Here is a 17012-nt window from a genome sequence, read left to right on the forward strand (position 1 = left end):
AAATCCTTAAGAAAGGAACTCAGAATGCTTTTTCTCAAATGCCTTTATCTTATCTTTAAGACTAATTAGAAAATCTATATCGTCAGATCCATTAAGAAAACACATTTTTTTATAGGAATCTATATCAAAACTTTCATCTTTATTGGTGGTTCCTATTTTTAAAATCTGTTTTTCCAAATCTACACAGAGTAAGGTGTTCTTATTAATTTGCACTGCTTGGAATAGATCTTTTAAAAATTTGTCAGAAACTTCTATTGGCAATAACCCATTATTCAAAGTATTTTCTTTGAAAATATCCGCAAAGGAGCTAGAAATTACTACACGAAATCCGTAATCTAAAAGAGCCCAAGCAGCGTGTTCTCGGCTTGAGCCACAACCAAAATTTTTTCCAGTTAGCAATATTTCCCCAGAATAAGAAGAATTATTAAGAATAAAATTTTTTATGGGTATTCCATTAGAAGTCAATCTCCAATCTCTAAATAAATTTTCCCCAAAATGTTCTCTTGTAGTAGTTTTTAAAAAACGTGCTGGGATAATTTGATCGGTATCTATATTTTCTATTTCTAATGGTACAGCTTTTGAAATAAGGCGGGTGAATTTGTTCATATGATCTAATTTAAAAGAGAATTTTCTTCTATATAACGATTTATGTTAACGATTTTTCCTTCTATAGCTGTGATAGCTGCCACTAATGGACTCGCTAACAAAGTTCTTGACCCATGACCTTGCCTACCTTCAAAATTTCTGTTGGAAGTAGAAACACAATAAGACCCCGAAGGGATTTGATCTTCATTCATCCCTAAGCAAGCTGAACATCCAGATTCTCTTAATTCAAATCCAGCCTTTTTAAAGATAAGATCTAATCCTTCTTCACGAAGTTTCCTAATTATTTTTTGTGATCCTGGGACAATCATTGCTTGAACATTCTGAGCTTTTTTCTTATTTGTTACTATTTTCGCTACTAAATAAAGATCTTCTATGCGAGCATTAGTACAACTACCTATAAAAACATAATCAATAGTCTTCCCTATAAGAGATTCATTGTTTTTTAGTCCCATATACTCCAAAGATTTTTGGTCTGTATGTTTAGGAATTTTTTGACTTATTTTTATCCCCATTCCTGGATTAGTGCCATATGTTATCATGGGTTCTATATCGGAAGCATCGAAAGAATATTTTCGATCAAATAGAGCATATTCATCCGTATAAAGATTTTTCCAATACTTTATTGCATTTTTGAAAGTTATCCCTGTAGTAGAAAATTTCTTACCCTCTAAGTAAGAAAAAGTGGTTTTATCCGGAGCAATAATTCCGCCTTTGGCTCCCATTTCAATACTCATATTACAAATAGTCATCCTACCTTCCATGCTCATTCGTCTAAATATCCCTCCTGTATATTCTACAAAATGCCCAGTAGCTACACCAGTTCCAAGTTTGGAAATAATATATAGTATTACGTCTTTGGGAGTCACACCTTTCTTAAGATTACCCTCTACATGGATCCGCATTTGTTTAGGTTTTCTCTGGAGAAGACATTGACTAGCCATTACCATGGCTACTTGACTGGTCCCGATCCCAAAAGCAATAGATCCGAAAGCACCGTGCGTAGAAGTATGGCTATCTCCGCAAACAATAGTCATTCCAGGTAACGTTATTCCCAGTTCTGGGCCTATTACATGAACTATTCCCTGATATTTATGTCCTAATCCAAATAGTTTCATATTATGTTTTTTACAATTACTAGATAAGGTTTCTATTTGATTTCTTGACAGTGGATCTTGAATAGGTAAATGTTGGTCCTTAGTAGGCACATTATGGTCAGCGGTAGCGATAATTTTACGTTTTCTGAATATTGGTAATCCTTTTTTTTCCAATTCTTCAAAAGCTTGTGGACTAGTCACTTCATGAATAAAATGTCGATCTATATAAAGTACTCCGGAACCTCCTGGAATATTCATTACAATATGAGATTCCCAAACTTTATCAAATAAACTTTTTGCCATAAGGTCAAAGATTTGTAATAAAATTCGCAGTCTTTAAAATAATTTTAAGATCTTCATTATGTACTTCTTTTTTTTTATCCGCATGTTCTAAGAAAATAGGATAAATAAGATTTAAATCTTTTTTAGAGAAAGTATATCCCATTTTTTTAAATCTATAAGCTAAAGCAGCACGGCCACTCCGAGCCGTTAAAACTATAGAAGATTCCTTAACACCTACCTCTTTAGGAGAAAGAATTTCATAAGTTTCACGTTTTTTTATCAATCCATCTTGATGGATCCCTGAAGAATGAGCAAAAGCATTGTCTCCTACTATAGCTTTATTAGCTTGAACATACATCCCAGTCCGTTCATAAACTAGCCAACTAGTAGGACAAAGTAATTCAGATTTGATATTTGTATATAATCTTAATGAACGATGTTTTTTAACAATCATAACAATTTCTTCTAGAGAAGTATTTCCAGCACGTTCCCCTAAACCATTTATGGTGCATTCTACTTGCCTCGCACCATGAATAATCCCACCTAATGAATTAGCTGTAGCTAAACCTAAATCATTGTGACAATGGGTAGAAAGAATAGCTTTATGAATGCCTTTAACATTTTCTTTTAGATAAAGAATTTTTTTTCCATATTCTTCTGTCAGACAATAACCAGTTGTATCAGGAATATTCAATACTGTGGCTCCGGCTTTAATCACTGACTCACATACACGAGCAAGAAACTCGTTATCTGTTCTCCCAGCATCTTCCGCATAGAATTCTACATCTTCTACAAAACTTTTGGCGTATTTCACTGCTGCTATGGCATTTTCTATAATTTTTTCAGAAGTACTATTAAATTTATATCTGATATGAAATTCTGAGGTGCCTATCCCTGTATGAAGACGTTGTCTTTTAGCTGATTTAATAGATTCTGCTGCTATTTCAATATCTTTTTTTATCGCTCTTGATAGAGCACATACAATAGGTATGGTAACCGATTGACTGATTTCCTTAACTGATTTAAAATCTCCAGGACTTGAAATAGGAAATCCTGCTTCAATTACATCTACTCCTAATTGTTCAAGTTGTCGTGCAATTTCAATTTTTTCTCTAACATTCAATTTGCATCCAGGTACTTGTTCTCCATCTCGTAATGTTGTATCGAAAATTTCGATTTTGTTATTCATAACAACTTATTATTCAAATAATAAAAGGAAACTACATGAAGTGACTAAATCCGAGGAATAATGGATATTTTTTCGGTTTTTTTTCAATAAAAAATTAAAATTAATGAAAGACCTCATACAAGAACTATCCTGGAGAGGATTACTAAAAAATATAACTCCAGGACTTATTGATCAATCAAAAAAACGACCGATAACTTTATACGTAGGATTTGATCCTACGGCGGATTCTTTACATCTCGGGAATTTGTTACCTATCTTACTTCTCATTCATTTTGAACGAGCAGGGCATCATCCTATAGCTGTTTTAGGAGGAGCTACGGGAATGATTGGGGACCCATCTGGAAAATCTGAAGAACGGAAATTACTAGATAAGGATATCATTGAACAAAATATTCAATGTATTAAAGAACAATTGTCTCGATTACTATACATTAAATCGAGTAATATTCGCTTGCTCAACAATTCGGATTGGATAAGTCCACTATCTTTTATAGAATTTGGACGAGATGTAGGGAAACACTTTACTATAAACTATTTGCTATCAAAAGATTCTATAAAAAAACGTTTGAACCCAAAAAATGGAATGTCTTTTACTGAATTCACTTATCAACTATTGCAAGGATATGATTTTTATCATCTTTATAAAAATGAAAACTGTCTATTACAAATAGGTGGTTCAGATCAATGGGGAAACATCGTTACTGGCATAGAACTTATTAGAAAAAAAACCTCGGGAACAGCATATGGTCTAACCTTCCCTTTAGTTACTAAATCCGATGGGACAAAATTCGGTAAAAGCAAGGTGGAAGGAAATATTTGGTTAGATGCTAAACGGACTTCACCCTACATTTGTTTTCAATTTTGGATGAATATTTCAGATGACGAAGCAATACGTTTTATTAAAATGTATACTTTGTTACCTATTGAAGAAATAGATAAGCTTATTGAAGAGCATAAAAAAGCACCTAATAAACGAATTCTACAACAAATACTTGCTAAAGAGATCACTCAATGGATATATAGTACGGAATACTATAATAAATCGGTATATGCTTCAAAATTGTTATTCAATAATAATTTGATAGCCTCTTTAAAAGATTTAGATGAAAACACATTTCTTTCTATTTTTGAGGGCGTACCCCGCGCTACAATCTTTATGGAAGATTTGCTAAAAGGTGTGTCTATCATAGAAGTACTAACAGAGAAAAGTTGTTTTTTTTCTTCAAAAGGAGAAGCACGTCGTTCTTTGAAAGAAAAATCTATTTCAGTTAATCATCAAAAAGTTGATGAAAATTTTACTTTAAGTAAAATCCATATAATAGCAGAACGTTATATACTTTTGAAAAAAGGAAAAAAGAAATATTTAATTCTAGAAGCAACGTAATCTTAAGAAAGAAAATAACCTAAACGTTTTAGTTTACTTTTATTTGAACGCCAATTTTTATTTATCTTTACATAAAGATGTAAAAAAATTCTTTTTTGAAAGAATCTTTCAAGACTTTTTCTTGAAATTATGCTTAATTTTTTTATAGCTTTTCCCTTGTTTCCTATTAAAATCTCTTTTTGGGAGTTTCTTTCCAAGTGAATAGAACAATACACTTTTAAAAGTGATTCTTTATCTTCGAAACTATCGATAGATACTTCAGATGAATAGGGAATCTCTTTTCTATATAAAAAGAATATCTTCTCCCGAATAATTTCACTAACAAAAAATCTTTCTGAACGGTCTGTAATCTCATCTTTGGGGTAGTAGGCTTTATGTTCAGGTAATAAATGGATAACCTTTTTTAGTAGGATCTGAATATTTTTTTTTTTTGTTGCTGAGATTGGAAGTATTTCAGCTTTTGTAAAAATATTACCCCAATAATAAATAGTATCCTTAAGGGTCTTTTTATCGATACAATCGATTTTATTAATCAACAATAACAGAGGTCTAGAATTATTTTTAATTATTTTTAAAATCTGTCGGTTTTTTTGCATTGTTTTCCTTCCCTCCACCATAAGAATAAGTATATCTGCATCTTCAATAGATTTTTTTACAAAACCCATCATTATATTTTGCATTGTATAAGAAGCTTCTAAAATACCAGGAGTATCAGAAAAAATAATTTGATAATTATCATTATTTACAATTCCTATAATCCTATGTCTAGTTGTCTGAACTTTAGGTGTAACAACAAAAAGACGTTCCCCAACTAAAACGTTCATTAGTGTGGATTTTCCTACATTTGGATTCCCAATGATGGTAACAAAGCCGGATTTGTGATTAACCATGTTAAGGTATAAATAATTTTTCTTTTAGTCTACAAAAAAAACTATTATGATAAACATTCAAAGTACAAGTTTTATATCAAGCAGTACAAAAACAGATCAACTCCCAGAACCTAATTTCCCAGAATATGCCTTTGCTGGACGGTCAAATGTTGGAAAATCGAGCTTGATTAATATGCTAACGAATAGAAAAAGACTTGCAAAAACATCATCATTTCCAGGAAAAACCCGTTTAATTAATCATTTTTTAATCAATAATAAGTGGTATTTAGCAGATTTACCAGGTTATGGATATGCTGAGATATCTAAAAAGGAAAGAAAAAGAATCCAAAAATTAATATACGATTATCTAAGTTCTCGTGAAAATCTTTTATGTTTATTTGTGCTTATAGATAGTCGTTTACCTATACAGAAAAATGATCGAAACTTTTTGAAATATATTGGTGAAAACCAAATTCCATTTTGCTTAATTTTTACTAAAACAGATAAATTAAGTTTTAAAAAATGTGAAAGAAATATTTCACTATATCAGAAAACTTTATTAGAAGATTGGGAAGTAATACCCACTTTTTTTAAAAGTTCCTCTAATTCAAGAGAGGGAAAAATAAAAATTCTTAAATATATAGAAACTCTTAATGAACAATGGAAAACTAAGATAGGAAACTCATAATAGCTAGATCATAAGATTTCATACCAAACCCACAGATAGAACCTTTACAAACAGCAGAAATTAAGGACCTATGACGAATTTCTGAACGTGAATAAACATTAGTAAGATGTACTTCTACTACAGGTATCTGAATAGCACGAATAGCGTCAGCTATTGCTAAAGAAGTATGGGTATAAGCACCTGCATTTAATACAATCCCAATAGATATTGTACTTTTCTTATGTAAAAAATCAATAAGTGTTCCTTCATGATTACTTTGCATATAATCCAATTTACAATTGGATCGAAAATATTTGTTTTTAAGGACATGAAGATATTTTTCCATAGATTCATTCCCGTAAAGTTTTGGTTCTCGTTTCCCTAGAAGATTTAGATTAGGTCCATTTATTATGGTTATTTCCTTTAAATATCTCATTTTTGAGATACAAATTTTTCAAGTGATTTTCTTTCTTTTTCAGTAATAATTCTCCATTGTCCTTTTTTAAGAGATTTCTTGGTAAGCCCACAAAACGATATTCTATCAAGATTGACTATTTTATAACCTAAATATTCAAAAATTCTCCTAACTATTCTGTTCCACCCTATATGTAAAGTCAAGCTGACTCTATTTTTTGGAATTCCCGGTATATAAGAAATTACATCTATTTTAGCTTTCCCCTCAGGGAAATTAATTCCTTTTTTAATTGTTTCAAAATCAAAGATTTTAAATTTTCGGTTTAGTCTAACATGATAAATTTTTCTTATCTTATATTTTGGATGTATCATTTTTTCAGCTAAATCCCCATTATTAGTAAATAACAAAACACCTGTGGTTTGTTTATCCAGTCTTCCTACTGGATAAAGTCTATATGGTGAAGCATTCGATACCAGATCCATTACAGTTTTTCTATTTTTCTCGTCACGAGTAGTAGTGATAAAACCTTTAGGTTTATTTAAAAGGATGTACACTTTTTCTTCTGGATAAAGAAATCTATTATAAAATTTGACTCGATCATTAGGAAATACTCTGTAACCAGGTTCTTTCACAATTTTCCCATTTATTTCTACTATTCCGGTTTTTATAAATGTCTCAGATGTTCTTCTAGAAGAGACTCCAGAATGGGCAAGATACCTATTTAATCGAATTCCTTTTAGGATTTTTTTTAATTTCATTTATATTTTAAATAAAACATGGGATTGAAGTACATATAGTTAGAGAATTTAAAACGCTACATTTTAAAAATTCCTATTGTCGGTCATCTAGTATTTTTAGCTTCGTTCTCTAGATTTTCTAGAGCGAGAGACATAAGTTACCCCATTTGCGCTTAATGAAATTGCTGTCTTTAGATCTGATAGATGCCGAAGAAGAAGAAGAAGAAGAATTTTTAACTTATTATTAGTCATATGGACTTATCATATCTACTCCTACTGTATCTCCAGCTTATTCATTCAGCTGCGGTACACCTAATAATAACAATTTAGGAATTTCTTTCCGATTATTAATAATAAGAGTAATTCGGAACCGTACTTTATTCTTTTAACCCGGATCAGTTTAAAACTTATTATAAAACATTTATAGATAAGTGGTATCTCCCAGAATCGAACTGGGGACACACGGATTTTCAGTCCGTTGCTCTACCAACTGAGCTAAGATACCATCACAAATCTAAAAGAAAATATAACCTTTATCAAGAGAGATCGAGAATCATCAAGCATTGTGACCTAAGAGGGATTCGAACCCTCACTTTGGGATCCGGAATCCCACGTTCTATCCTATTTAAACTAAGAGGTCTTAGAACTTTTTATTAAAAATATTCATTGTCTTTTGTAATCCACTCATTACAAAAGAAATAATCGCCTTCCCTGCTTCATCTATAGACTTCGATAGTACTAAAAACTCTTCATTTGTCCACTCACTTAAGACGTAATCTTTTTGTTTTCCTCTTTCAAATTTCCCCCCTATACCTATTCTAAAACGAGGATAATGAGAAGTAGTAAGTATCTCTTGTATATTTTTCAACCCTTTATGCCCTCCATCACCCCCCTTATCACGAATCCGGAATGTCCCTAACTTAAGATGAATATCATCTGTAATGATGAGAAGTTTCTCTCTAAGAATTTTTTCTTTTTCCATCCAATATTTGACCGATATTCCGCTTAAATTCATAAAAGTATTAGGTTTTAGTAGTATAAATAGTTTTCCTCTGAAAGAAAAAGATAAAAGATTTCCCAACCTACATGGAGAAAAATTTATCCTATAGTTCTGAGCTAAGATATCTAGGACCATATAACCAATGTTATGACGAGTATGTTGATAACTAAAACCTTTATTACCTAAACCTACAATCAGATACTTCTCCATTTTAAAAGACTATAAGCTAGAATAGGAACGCCATTTTTTTATAACTTCATTCATTTCTTTGGGTAAAGAAACTTCAAAATACATATTTTTATTACTTATAGGATGAATAAAATTTAAAGATTGAGCGTGCAAAAATTGACCATGTAAAAAAGAAAAACAATTCTTTACAAATTGTTGATATTCTTTAGAAAATGTTCCTTTTAAAATTTTATTTCCTCCATATTGAATATCATTAAACAAAGGATGACCAATATACTTAAAATGTGCTCGTATTTGATGAGTCCGTCCAGTTTCTAAACGACATTTTAACAAAGTAACAGAACTGAATTGTTCCCTAATTTTGTAATAAGTAACGGCAGGCTTTCCTAAAGAACCATCAGGAAAAACTTTCATTATAGTTCTATTTCGAAGACTTCTACCTATATTTCCACTAATCTTTCCTGATTTTTCTATATTTCCCCAAACTAAAGCCAGATAATATCGTTGTGTGTTTTTACAAAAAAATTGTCTAGACAAATGTTGAAAATTATAATTATCTTTAGCTACTACTATAAGACCACTAGTATCCTTATCAACTCTATGAACTATCCCCATCCGTTGACAAGGATCTTGTTTTTTTAAATAATATTTAAGAGCGTTTAAAAGCGTCCCATCATAATTTCCATTTCCAGGATACATTGCCATAGCTGTTGGCTTATTAATTACTAATAAATATTCATCTTCATATACAATATTTAAAGGAATGTTTTCTGCAATAACGTTAAAAACTGGATCTTTCATTATAAAACTTACATCATCCTTAAATTTTACTATATAATTTTGTTTTACAGGTATATCATTTACTAAAATCTTTCCTGATTTTATAGCATTTTTTATTTTACTACGAGTAGGATGTTGGATCATATTAACTAAAAATTTATCAATTCTAATGGGATTTTGTTTGATATCTACTTTTAAATAAAAGCGTTTATAGCATAAATTGTGATTATAAAATGTCTCGCATTTCCACATTTTAACCAGATGAAGATTTTGATTCAAATTTGTCAATTGATTCTTAGTTGTTTTATCCTTGGAATCTTGCATGAACTAGGTCATTTTTTATCAGCTAAATTATTTAAAATTCGCGTATACCGATTTGTTATATTCTTTGATCCGTGGTTTTCTATTTTCGAAAAAAAAATTGGATCTACTGTTTATGGTATAGGATGGCTTCCTCTAGGTGGCTATGTAAAAATTAATCAAGAACAAATAACCCGTCCATCAAAACCTGCTTGGCAGCGGTTAATTGTCATGCTTAGTGGAGTCATATTCAATGTTCTTTTATCTATCGCTATATTTTCATGTCTGCTTTTCCATTATGGTGAAACTTATTTACCGATAAAAAATATTAAATATGGTCTAACTGTAGATGAGAGAGGGATTAAGAATGGAGACATTATACGCAATGGAAAGAAAATTGAACGGATTCAAGATTTGCCTAAATCTATTCTTTTGGGGAAAGATCTAACTGTAGAACGTAACAAAAAACATATTACATCTCCTCCCCAATTACGGATATTTCCTAGAATCCCAGCTATAGTAAAAAATGTTATAAAACAATCCCCAGCTGGGGTAAAAAAAGGAGATAAAATTATTGGTATTAATTTCCACCATGTATTATTTATTGATCAGGTTCTTGAAATTCTAAATAAGAAAAAGTCTGATACAATTAGACTTTTTATAAACAGGAATGGAGAACGTTATGAGATGAAGATAAAAATGGTAAAAAATAATAAAATTGGGAGAAATTTGGGATCCATTTCGGATATGCAAAATCTGTTACCTTTAGAAAAAAAATATTACGGGTTTTTAGATAGTCTTTTATCAGGGACTAAAAAAACCTGGGAAAGCTTAACTGCACAAATAAATATATTCAAACAGGTGTTTAATATCAAAACCCAAGCTTATAAAAAAGTGGGTAGTATTCTATCTCTCACTAAATCTTTTTCCCCCAATTGGGACTGGGAATATTTTTGGATAATTACTGCGACTTTTTCTATATGGATAGCCTTTTTCAATGTCTTACCTATACCGTCTCTTGATGGTGGTTATGTATTTTTTATTATTATAGAAATGATCATGGGTAGACAGATAAGTGAGAAATTTGTAGAAAAATCCACTCTAATTGGTATTAGATTTCTATCCTTATTGATGATTTTAGTATTAATTTGGGATATATTTAGATTAATCTGATTAAAGAGGATAGAATCCTTTACCAAGAGTAACGTCGTAACGTCCGTTGATATTATTTTTTTGTGACTTTTATAATCTTTATAGGGCAAGCTTTTGAGGCTTTCTTACTATTTTCATAGTCATGATCATTAGGTGTTTTTAGGGTAAAAAACCCCTTTTTTTCCACAGAATGCAATAATACTGATTTCCCATCTGTTTTGGACATGCGAAAATGAATTGGGGAGAGTTCAGTACAATAATTGCAACCAATGCATTTATTTCTTTGTAAGGTAATGATTAACATCGTTCTTTACTAGTTTATAAATTTTATCGGAATTCCTTATCCTGAAGTTTATAGGAATCGTGCATATTTGTCCCTTGTCAGCACATTTAGTATAATGATTCTCTACCTTCAGAGAATTCACCTGTATTTCCTTAACTCCTGTAGTAGGTCCAATTATCAAAATTTTATCCCCTAGATGGATAGCATTAGCTTCTATGATAAATTCTCCAATGGAGGATTTAGGATAATAATGTCTTCCCTTACCTAAATAGACTTTTTTATGTATAGCTACAGAACCGCTTACTTCAGACCATCCTCCTAATTTTTTCCCGAGATAATAACCACTCCAAAAACCACGATTATATACTGAATTTAGACGTTCCCTCCATTTATCCGGATTTTTTTCTTCCAAATTATCATTGGCGATAGCATCAATCGCTTCACGATAACAGGCTGTTGTGACAGCTACATATTCAGGAGAACGACCTCTACCTTCTATCTTAAGAATTTTAACTCCTGAAGAAATTATTTGATCTAGAAAATCAATAGTGCAAAGATCCTTTGGAGACATCATGTATTCATTATTTATCGAGATGTCAAAACCATTTTCTTGATCAATTACTGTATATTTTTTCCTACAATTTTGCTTACAAGCTCCTCTATTTGCCGAAGAATTTTTAGAATGAAGACTCAGATAACACTTTCCAGAAATCGCCATACATAGAGCTCCATGACAAAAAATTTCAATCTCTACTAACCGTCCGGACGGACCCATAATTTCTTCTCTTTGAATTTGTTTACTTATTTTTTGTATTTGCTTTAGACTAAGTTCTCTACTCAATACCATAACATCAGCAAAAAAGGAATAAAATTTCACAGTTTCTATATTCGTTATGTTCAATTGAGTGGAAATATGTACTTCCAGCCCAATTTGCCTAGCATAATTAATTATTGCTTGATCCATAACAATTAACGCATCTACCCCGATTTTTTTTGCAGTATTAGATACTTTTTTTATCACCGAAAGGTCATGATCATAAATAATAGTATTCATGGCAAGGTACGTCCGTACACCTTTCTCTTTACAGAGATTTACAACTTCAGGAAGTTCTTCTATTGTAAAATTTGTCGTCGAAACAGCTCTCATATTGAATTGTTCTACCCCAAAATATACTGAGTCTGCACCATGATCTATAGCTGCTTGTAAAGATGCCCAATCTCCGGCGGGAGACATCAGCTCTATTCGACCATCTTTTCCCATTAAATTATGTAAATTTTTATTAGTTATACAATAAAAAAAAATGTATTTGGAAAATATAATTGGACAAGAAGAAGCAAAATTGTTTTTAACAAATATGTATAAAAGTCGATGTATTTCACCTACACTATTTTTTTTAGGACCTGCAGGCTATGGAGGTTTACCTTTATCCATAGCTTATGCACGTCAACTGTTATTCAATGAAAAAGATCCATCCAATTATTTAAAATTGGATACATTGCAACATCCCGATCTTCATTTTATATTTCCGACTGCTCCAAATGTTCTCAGTTCAGATTTGTTTTATAAATGGAGAGAATTCATTAAAAATAATTCCTATGGAAATCTGTTTCAATGGTTAGAGTATATAAAGATTGGAAACAAAACAGGAAAAATTGGGATAGAAGAAACGCAAAAAATTATTAAAAAACTTCAAATGAAAAGCTATGAAGGAGGATATAAGGTCCTAATTATGTGGATGCCTGAGCGTCTTAATGTTGTAGCAGCTAACAACCTTTTGAAAATTTTAGAATACCCACCAGAGAAAACCATTATGCTATTCGTTGGGGAAGAGGAAAGAGGATTATTGCCTCCCATTCTATCTAGGTTGCAACTTCTTCGTCTAAAACCAATTCCTGTAAAGGAGATACAAAAGATTTTGCAAAAAAAATATAATTTAATTGAAAAAAAGGCTATTGTAATAGCTCAAGGTGCGGAAGGTGATTTAGGAAGAACCCTGCAACTTATACAGTGTACTGAAGAGAACGATTTTGGGGAAGTGTTTAGACAATGGATACGAAATATATTTCTTTTTATAAAAAAAACTAAAGCTTTAAAAACTCTTATCGAATGGTCTGAAGTATTGCATAATTGGGGAAAAGAACGACAGATACAATTTTTGGATTATTGTTTATATATTTTCCGGATAGCACTTTTTACCCATTATAACGTTAAAAAATTAACTTTTAATCCATTACAATGGAAAAAAGTTGATTGGGAGTATTTTTCGACCTATATTCAGTGGGAAAATATGAAAGGGATACTGAAAGAGATCAACAAAGCTAGTAGAGAAATTTGGAAAAATGCCCATGCGAATTTAGTTTTTCTCGACTTATCAATTCAAATTGCAAAATATTTACATTAGACATTTTCTTATCGGAATGTAAAAAATATATCGATATTTATGGAATATACTTTTAGAGAGATCGAAAACAGATGGCAAAAGCGTTGGGAATTATATAAAATTTTTAAAGCGGATAATCATTCTAAGAAACCTAAATATTATGTGTTAGACATGTTTCCTTATCCTTCTGGAGCAGGATTGCACGTAGGTCATCCTCTTGGATATATTGCTTCTGATATTTATACAAGATATAAACGTTCTGAAAATTATAACGTACTTCATCCAATTGGATTTGATGCGTTTGGACTTCCTTCTGAACAATATGCTATCCAAACAGGACAACATCCCTCTCTTACTACCAAAGTCAATATCCAAAGATATAAGAAACAACTTAAACGATTAGGTCTTTCTTTCGATTGGAGTAGAGAAGTATGTACTAGCGATCCTGATTATTATCGATGGACTCAATGGATATTTCTACAGCTTTACAATTCTTGGTATGACATCTCTCTTAAAAGAGCACGTCCTATCAATGAGTTGATTTCAATTTTTGAAAAAGAAGGAAATCTTGTAATAAGATCTCCAGAAGAAAACAGAAACAAATTTACGGCTAAAGAATGGAACTCATTTCCCCTCTCTAGGAAAGAAGAAATACTTCAAAAGTATAGATTAGCCTTTCGATCGGAAACTACAGTCAATTGGTGCCCTCATCTAGGTACTGTACTAGCTAATGATGAAGTCATAGAAGGAAAAAGCGAACGAGGTGGTTATCCAGTATATCAAAAAAAAACTATTCAATGGAGCATTAGGATTACTTCTTATGCTGATCGTCTTTTACAAGGATTAGAAAATATAGACTGGCCAGAATCAATTAAAGAAGCACAAAAACAATGGATTGGGAAATCCTTTGGATTGAATCTGTTTTTTTTTGTAATAGATAATCCCGGAACATATATAGAGATTTTTACTCCAAGACCGGAGACCATTTTTGGAGTTAGTTTCATAGTATTAGCCCCCGAGCATGAATTATGGGAAAAAATTACTATTAAAAAACAAATAAATGAAGTAAAAACCTATGTCGAAGAGAGCAAAAAACGCAATGACCGGGAAAGGTTAACCCACGCTACATCTGGCGTATTTACGGGGGCTTATGTTGCACATCCGTTCACAAATGAACGGATACCAGTGTATATCAGTGATTATGTCTTAAATAGTTATGGTACAGGGGCGATTATGGCGGTTCCTGCTCACAACACCCGTGATCATATGTTTGCCAAAAAATATGGATTAAAAATTATAGAAGTAATCAGCGGTGGGAAAGATGTATATAAAAAAGCGTACGATATTAAAAAAGGAGAATGCATCCACTCAGATTTTCTTAACGGACTTAGCGCAGAAGAAGCACTTAAAAAGTCTATTGAAAAAATAGAAGAAAAGGGTTTGGGATATAGAACGGTAAATTATCGGTTCAGAAATGCAGTTTTCTCTAGACAACGTTATTGGGGTGAACCGATTCCAATTTATTATAAAAAAGGGGTTCCTTTCGGGATACCTGAAAAAAAACTCCCACTTTTATTACCAATAGTGGATAAATATATGACGACTCAAGAAGGTAAGCCACCATTGGGAAGAGCTACACATTGGGCTTGGTATGAAAAAAAACAAAAAATAGTCTCCAATAAACTTATAGACGAAAAAACTATCTTTCCTTTAGAAACTAGTACTATGCCTGGATGGGCTGGTTCTAGTTGGTATTTTTTGCGTTATATGAATACTGATAATGATAACTCCCCAATAGATACGACTTCTTCAAGTTATTGGAAAAACGTAGACTTATATGTTGGAGGTAAAGAACATTCGACAGGACATCTTATCTATTCAAGATTCTTGCATAAATTTTTGAAAGATTTTGGTTGGGTGAGTACCGAGGAACCCTTCAAAAAGCTCCTTAACCAAGGAATGGTATTAGAACACTCAGCTATGATAACAAGAATAGAAGGTACACAACGTTTTATCTCATCTGGATTAATAAGAAATCAAGAGAAAACACAACAATTTTATGTTGATATTCATCTTTTAAAAAACGGAGATGAACTCGATATTGACAAATTCAAAAAGTATCATCCAGAATTTTCTAAAGCTGAATTTTCCATCGAAAGTGGGAAATTCTTTTGCAAAAGAAAAATAGAAAAAATGTCGAAATCAAAGTTTAATGTGAGAAATCCAGATGATATTTACGAAAAGTATGGAGCAGATACCTTGCGAATACATGAGATGTTTTTAGGACCTCTAAATCAGACGAAACTTTGGAATACTAGAGGGATTAAAGGAGCACATCAGTTTTTAAAGAAATTTTGGAGATTATTTCATTCCAGAGAAAGTTTTTATGTTGAGGAATCGTCTCCCTCTATTAAAGAATTAAAAATATTACATTGCACCATAAAGAAAATAAGAGAAGATATCCCTAATTTTTCATTCAATACTTCGATAAGTGCTTTGATGATTGCTACAAATAAATTGAGTGAAATTCAATGTAAAAGTAGAAAAATTTTGGAACCTCTAGTTATTTTACTAGCTCCCTTTGCTCCACATATCTCTGAAGAACTTTGGCATCGTTTAAACCATAAAGATTTTATATGCTTTGTTCCTATGCCCAAGTGCGAGAAACAATATATTACAGATAATATAATAGAATATCCGATAACGTTCAATGGGAAACTGCGTTTTAAAATGAATTTTCCTATTGGAACTCCTCAAAAATTTATTAAAAAAGAGGTTCTGAGACATCCAGAAACTAAAAAATATTTACAGGGAAAAAAAATCAAGAATACGATTATTATCCAGAATAAAATAATTAATATTGTAGTCTAAGAGATAGAGAAGTAATGAAAAAAAAAGTGTTGCTTGAAGTAAAAGCTTGCAATCGAATCCTATAGTGTGCAACATTCGCATCAGAAACTTCTCTGGATACCGCACCTGATTGAAAAAATTACGCGCCGTTACACTTCTGAATTAATAAAAAAAAACTTTATCGGTATCCTGATTAGGAGAGAGAGTTGGAGATCATTAAAGCCTGGTGAAGTGGCTTGCGTAACCGGAGGGCAGAGTCCGTGGACGTATTACTGGATTGCGGGTTAGAAGATAAGCGTCTCATCATCACGCTGCAAAGTTTTTTTACTGGTGCTAAAATAATAGCTGAGAGAGAGTGGGCTAACGAAAATGGATTAAATACGAATAAAGTAAAAGCATATATTAAAGAGAATAAATCTATCCAGATAATAGAAAGGCTCTTGAATGCGACCTATGCTCTAGAAAATGTCATTAATATAGGGAATGCTCATATGATACAAGCAAAAATTATATATCGTCATATGTTCTGAATAAGAGTGGTCTTATTATCATTACGGATGTTTATCTAAATGCTGGGTAACGGTTTCTTACTTTGAATGGTTAAAAAATATAAGTAAGGTGCGCTCCGGTAGATTAGAAAAACGGTTTAGCGAAATGCAGAAATTATTCGTGCAGCGTCTAAGTGAAAAGAATATTAGGACCTGATGAAATTGACGCAGTGGTCTAGAAGATACTATGATCAATGCATATTTCATAAAACAAATTCAACAAGAAAAACATATACCGCTATTGGAAAAATAGTGTTATAAACACTTAGGGATAAGCATTTAAATA

At 31.7% G+C, this 17012-nt stretch carries 16 protein-coding genes and 2 tRNA genes; 6 read left to right on the forward strand and 12 right to left on the reverse strand.

Annotation, left to right across the window (positions count from 1 at the left end; translation table 11 throughout):
• Positions 1–6 precede the first annotated feature (6 nt).
• The 3 genes from leuD to FNIIJ_RS01470 are packed head-to-tail and all read right to left on the reverse strand — an operon-like array spanning position 7 to position 3171.
• Positions 7–606, reverse strand: coding sequence for a 3-isopropylmalate dehydratase small subunit (leuD, locus tag FNIIJ_RS01460; RefSeq protein ID WP_038436280.1), 600 nt, complete (start codon positions 604–606; stop codon positions 7–9).
• Positions 607–611: 5 nt separating this feature from the next.
• On the reverse strand, positions 612–2003 hold the full coding sequence (leuC, locus tag FNIIJ_RS01465; protein ID WP_038436281.1) for a 3-isopropylmalate dehydratase large subunit: 1392 nt from the start codon (positions 2001–2003) through the stop codon (positions 612–614).
• A gap of 4 nt (positions 2004–2007) precedes the next feature.
• Positions 2008–3171 (reverse strand): 2-isopropylmalate synthase, encoded by a 1164-nt coding sequence (locus FNIIJ_RS01470; protein WP_051673252.1) that lies wholly within the window; start codon positions 3169–3171, stop codon positions 2008–2010.
• A gap of 103 nt (positions 3172–3274) precedes the next feature.
• Between FNIIJ_RS01470 and tyrS the strand changes: the two genes are divergently transcribed.
• Positions 3275–4555 (forward strand): tyrosine--tRNA ligase, encoded by a 1281-nt coding sequence (gene tyrS, locus FNIIJ_RS01475; protein WP_038436283.1) that lies wholly within the window; start codon positions 3275–3277, stop codon positions 4553–4555.
• Between the two features lie 2 nt (positions 4556–4557).
• On the opposite strand, the gene era is transcribed toward tyrS, so the two are convergent.
• A complete protein-coding gene (gene era / locus FNIIJ_RS01480) occupies positions 4558–5445 on the reverse strand; it encodes a GTPase Era (protein WP_038436284.1) in 888 nt (295 codons plus the stop codon).
• 46 nt (positions 5446–5491) lie between these two features.
• Here era and yihA point away from each other — a divergent pair, with 46 nt between their 5' ends.
• Positions 5492–6112 carry a ribosome biogenesis GTP-binding protein YihA/YsxC gene (gene yihA, locus FNIIJ_RS01485; RefSeq protein WP_316929435.1) on the forward strand — a complete coding sequence of 207 codons (621 nt, stop codon included), beginning with the start codon at positions 5492–5494 and terminating at the stop codon, positions 6110–6112.
• Here yihA and aroQ read toward each other — a convergent pair.
• The 6 genes from aroQ to FNIIJ_RS01515 form a co-directional block, all read right to left on the reverse strand.
• Positions 6093–6527 (reverse strand): type II 3-dehydroquinate dehydratase, encoded by a 435-nt coding sequence (aroQ, locus tag FNIIJ_RS01490; RefSeq protein WP_038436285.1) that lies wholly within the window; start codon positions 6525–6527, stop codon positions 6093–6095. The genes yihA and aroQ overlap by 20 nt on opposite strands.
• Positions 6524–7264: a pseudouridine synthase gene (locus tag FNIIJ_RS01495; protein ID WP_233485140.1), complete on the reverse strand. Its 741-nt coding sequence runs from the start codon at positions 7262–7264 to the stop codon at positions 6524–6526. The genes aroQ and FNIIJ_RS01495 overlap by 4 nt, the downstream gene beginning before the upstream one ends.
• Positions 7265–7675: 411 nt before the next feature.
• Positions 7676–7748, reverse strand: a tRNA-Phe gene (locus FNIIJ_RS01500).
• 62 nt (positions 7749–7810) lie between these two features.
• Positions 7811–7885, reverse strand: a tRNA-Arg gene (locus FNIIJ_RS01505).
• Positions 7884–8453 (reverse strand): aminoacyl-tRNA hydrolase, encoded by a 570-nt coding sequence (pth, locus tag FNIIJ_RS01510; protein WP_038436286.1) that lies wholly within the window; start codon positions 8451–8453, stop codon positions 7884–7886. The genes FNIIJ_RS01505 and pth overlap by 2 nt, the downstream gene beginning before the upstream one ends.
• 9 nt (positions 8454–8462) lie before the next feature.
• Complete coding sequence (locus tag FNIIJ_RS01515; protein ID WP_158499134.1) at positions 8463–9500, reverse strand: RluA family pseudouridine synthase; 1038 nt, start codon at positions 9498–9500, stop codon at positions 8463–8465.
• Here FNIIJ_RS01515 and rseP point away from each other — a divergent pair.
• Positions 9474–10685: an RIP metalloprotease RseP gene (gene rseP, locus FNIIJ_RS01520; protein ID WP_038436287.1), complete on the forward strand. Its 1212-nt coding sequence runs from the start codon at positions 9474–9476 to the stop codon at positions 10683–10685. The genes FNIIJ_RS01515 and rseP overlap by 27 nt on opposite strands.
• 52 nt (positions 10686–10737) lie before the next feature.
• Here the strand turns inward: rseP and FNIIJ_RS01525 are convergent, their stop codons facing one another.
• Together FNIIJ_RS01525 and FNIIJ_RS01530 are read right to left on the reverse strand one after the other, a co-directional pair.
• Complete coding sequence (locus tag FNIIJ_RS01525) at positions 10738–10968, reverse strand: ferredoxin (RefSeq protein WP_038436289.1); 231 nt, start codon at positions 10966–10968, stop codon at positions 10738–10740.
• Positions 10940–12208 (reverse strand): peptidase U32 family protein, encoded by a 1269-nt coding sequence (locus tag FNIIJ_RS01530; protein ID WP_038436290.1) that lies wholly within the window; start codon positions 12206–12208, stop codon positions 10940–10942. Before FNIIJ_RS01530 ends, FNIIJ_RS01525 begins: the two co-directional genes overlap by 29 nt.
• A 40-nt stretch (positions 12209–12248) precedes the next feature.
• Here FNIIJ_RS01530 and FNIIJ_RS01535 point away from each other — a divergent pair, with 40 nt between their 5' ends.
• The 3 genes from FNIIJ_RS01535 (at position 12249) to FNIIJ_RS01790 (ending at position 16708) form a co-directional block, all read left to right on the forward strand.
• Positions 12249–13349 (forward strand): DNA polymerase III subunit, encoded by a 1101-nt coding sequence (locus FNIIJ_RS01535; RefSeq protein WP_038436291.1) that lies wholly within the window; start codon positions 12249–12251, stop codon positions 13347–13349.
• A 39-nt stretch (positions 13350–13388) separates the two neighbouring features.
• Entirely contained in the window at positions 13389–16199 is a 2811-nt protein-coding gene (leuS, locus tag FNIIJ_RS01540) for a leucine--tRNA ligase (protein WP_038436293.1), read from the forward strand.
• Between the two features lie 239 nt (positions 16200–16438).
• Positions 16439–16708 carry a Rossmann-fold NAD(P)-binding domain-containing protein gene (locus FNIIJ_RS01790; RefSeq protein WP_199397422.1) on the forward strand — a complete coding sequence of 90 codons (270 nt, stop codon included), beginning with the start codon at positions 16439–16441 and terminating at the stop codon, positions 16706–16708.
• Positions 16709–17012: the final 304 nt, after the last annotated feature.

The sequence above is a fragment of the Candidatus Walczuchella monophlebidarum genome (genome assembly GCF_000709555.1).
GTDB classification, from domain to species: Bacteria; Bacteroidota; Bacteroidia; order Flavobacteriales; family Blattabacteriaceae; genus Walczuchella; species Walczuchella monophlebidarum.

Excerpts from the sequence above, each read along its gene's own strand:
- leuS (WP_038436293.1), top strand. The coding sequence starts at position 13,389 with ATGGAATATACTTTTAGAGAGATCGAAAACAGATGGCAAAAGCGTTGG.
- yihA (WP_316929435.1), top strand. The coding sequence starts at position 5,492 with ATGATAAACATTCAAAGTACAAGTTTTATATCAAGCAGTACAAAAACA.
- FNIIJ_RS01470 (WP_051673252.1), bottom strand. The coding sequence starts at position 3,171 with ATGAATAACAAAATCGAAATTTTCGATACAACATTACGAGATGGAGAA.
- rseP (WP_038436287.1), top strand. The coding sequence starts at position 9,474 with ATGAAGATTTTGATTCAAATTTGTCAATTGATTCTTAGTTGTTTTATC.
- FNIIJ_RS01530 (WP_038436290.1), bottom strand. The coding sequence starts at position 12,208 with ATGGGAAAAGATGGTCGAATAGAGCTGATGTCTCCCGCCGGAGATTGG.
- era (WP_038436284.1), bottom strand. The coding sequence starts at position 5,445 with ATGGTTAATCACAAATCCGGCTTTGTTACCATCATTGGGAATCCAAAT.
- pth (WP_038436286.1), bottom strand. The coding sequence starts at position 8,453 with ATGGAGAAGTATCTGATTGTAGGTTTAGGTAATAAAGGTTTTAGTTAT.
- tyrS (WP_038436283.1), top strand. The coding sequence starts at position 3,275 with ATGAAAGACCTCATACAAGAACTATCCTGGAGAGGATTACTAAAAAAT.
- leuD (WP_038436280.1), bottom strand. The coding sequence starts at position 606 with ATGAACAAATTCACCCGCCTTATTTCAAAAGCTGTACCATTAGAAATA.
- leuC (WP_038436281.1), bottom strand. The coding sequence starts at position 2,003 with ATGGCAAAAAGTTTATTTGATAAAGTTTGGGAATCTCATATTGTAATG.
- FNIIJ_RS01535 (WP_038436291.1), top strand. The coding sequence starts at position 12,249 with ATGTATTTGGAAAATATAATTGGACAAGAAGAAGCAAAATTGTTTTTA.
- FNIIJ_RS01495 (WP_233485140.1), bottom strand. The coding sequence starts at position 7,264 with ATGAAATTAAAAAAAATCCTAAAAGGAATTCGATTAAATAGGTATCTT.
- aroQ (WP_038436285.1), bottom strand. The coding sequence starts at position 6,527 with ATGAGATATTTAAAGGAAATAACCATAATAAATGGACCTAATCTAAAT.
- FNIIJ_RS01525 (WP_038436289.1), bottom strand. The coding sequence starts at position 10,968 with ATGTTAATCATTACCTTACAAAGAAATAAATGCATTGGTTGCAATTAT.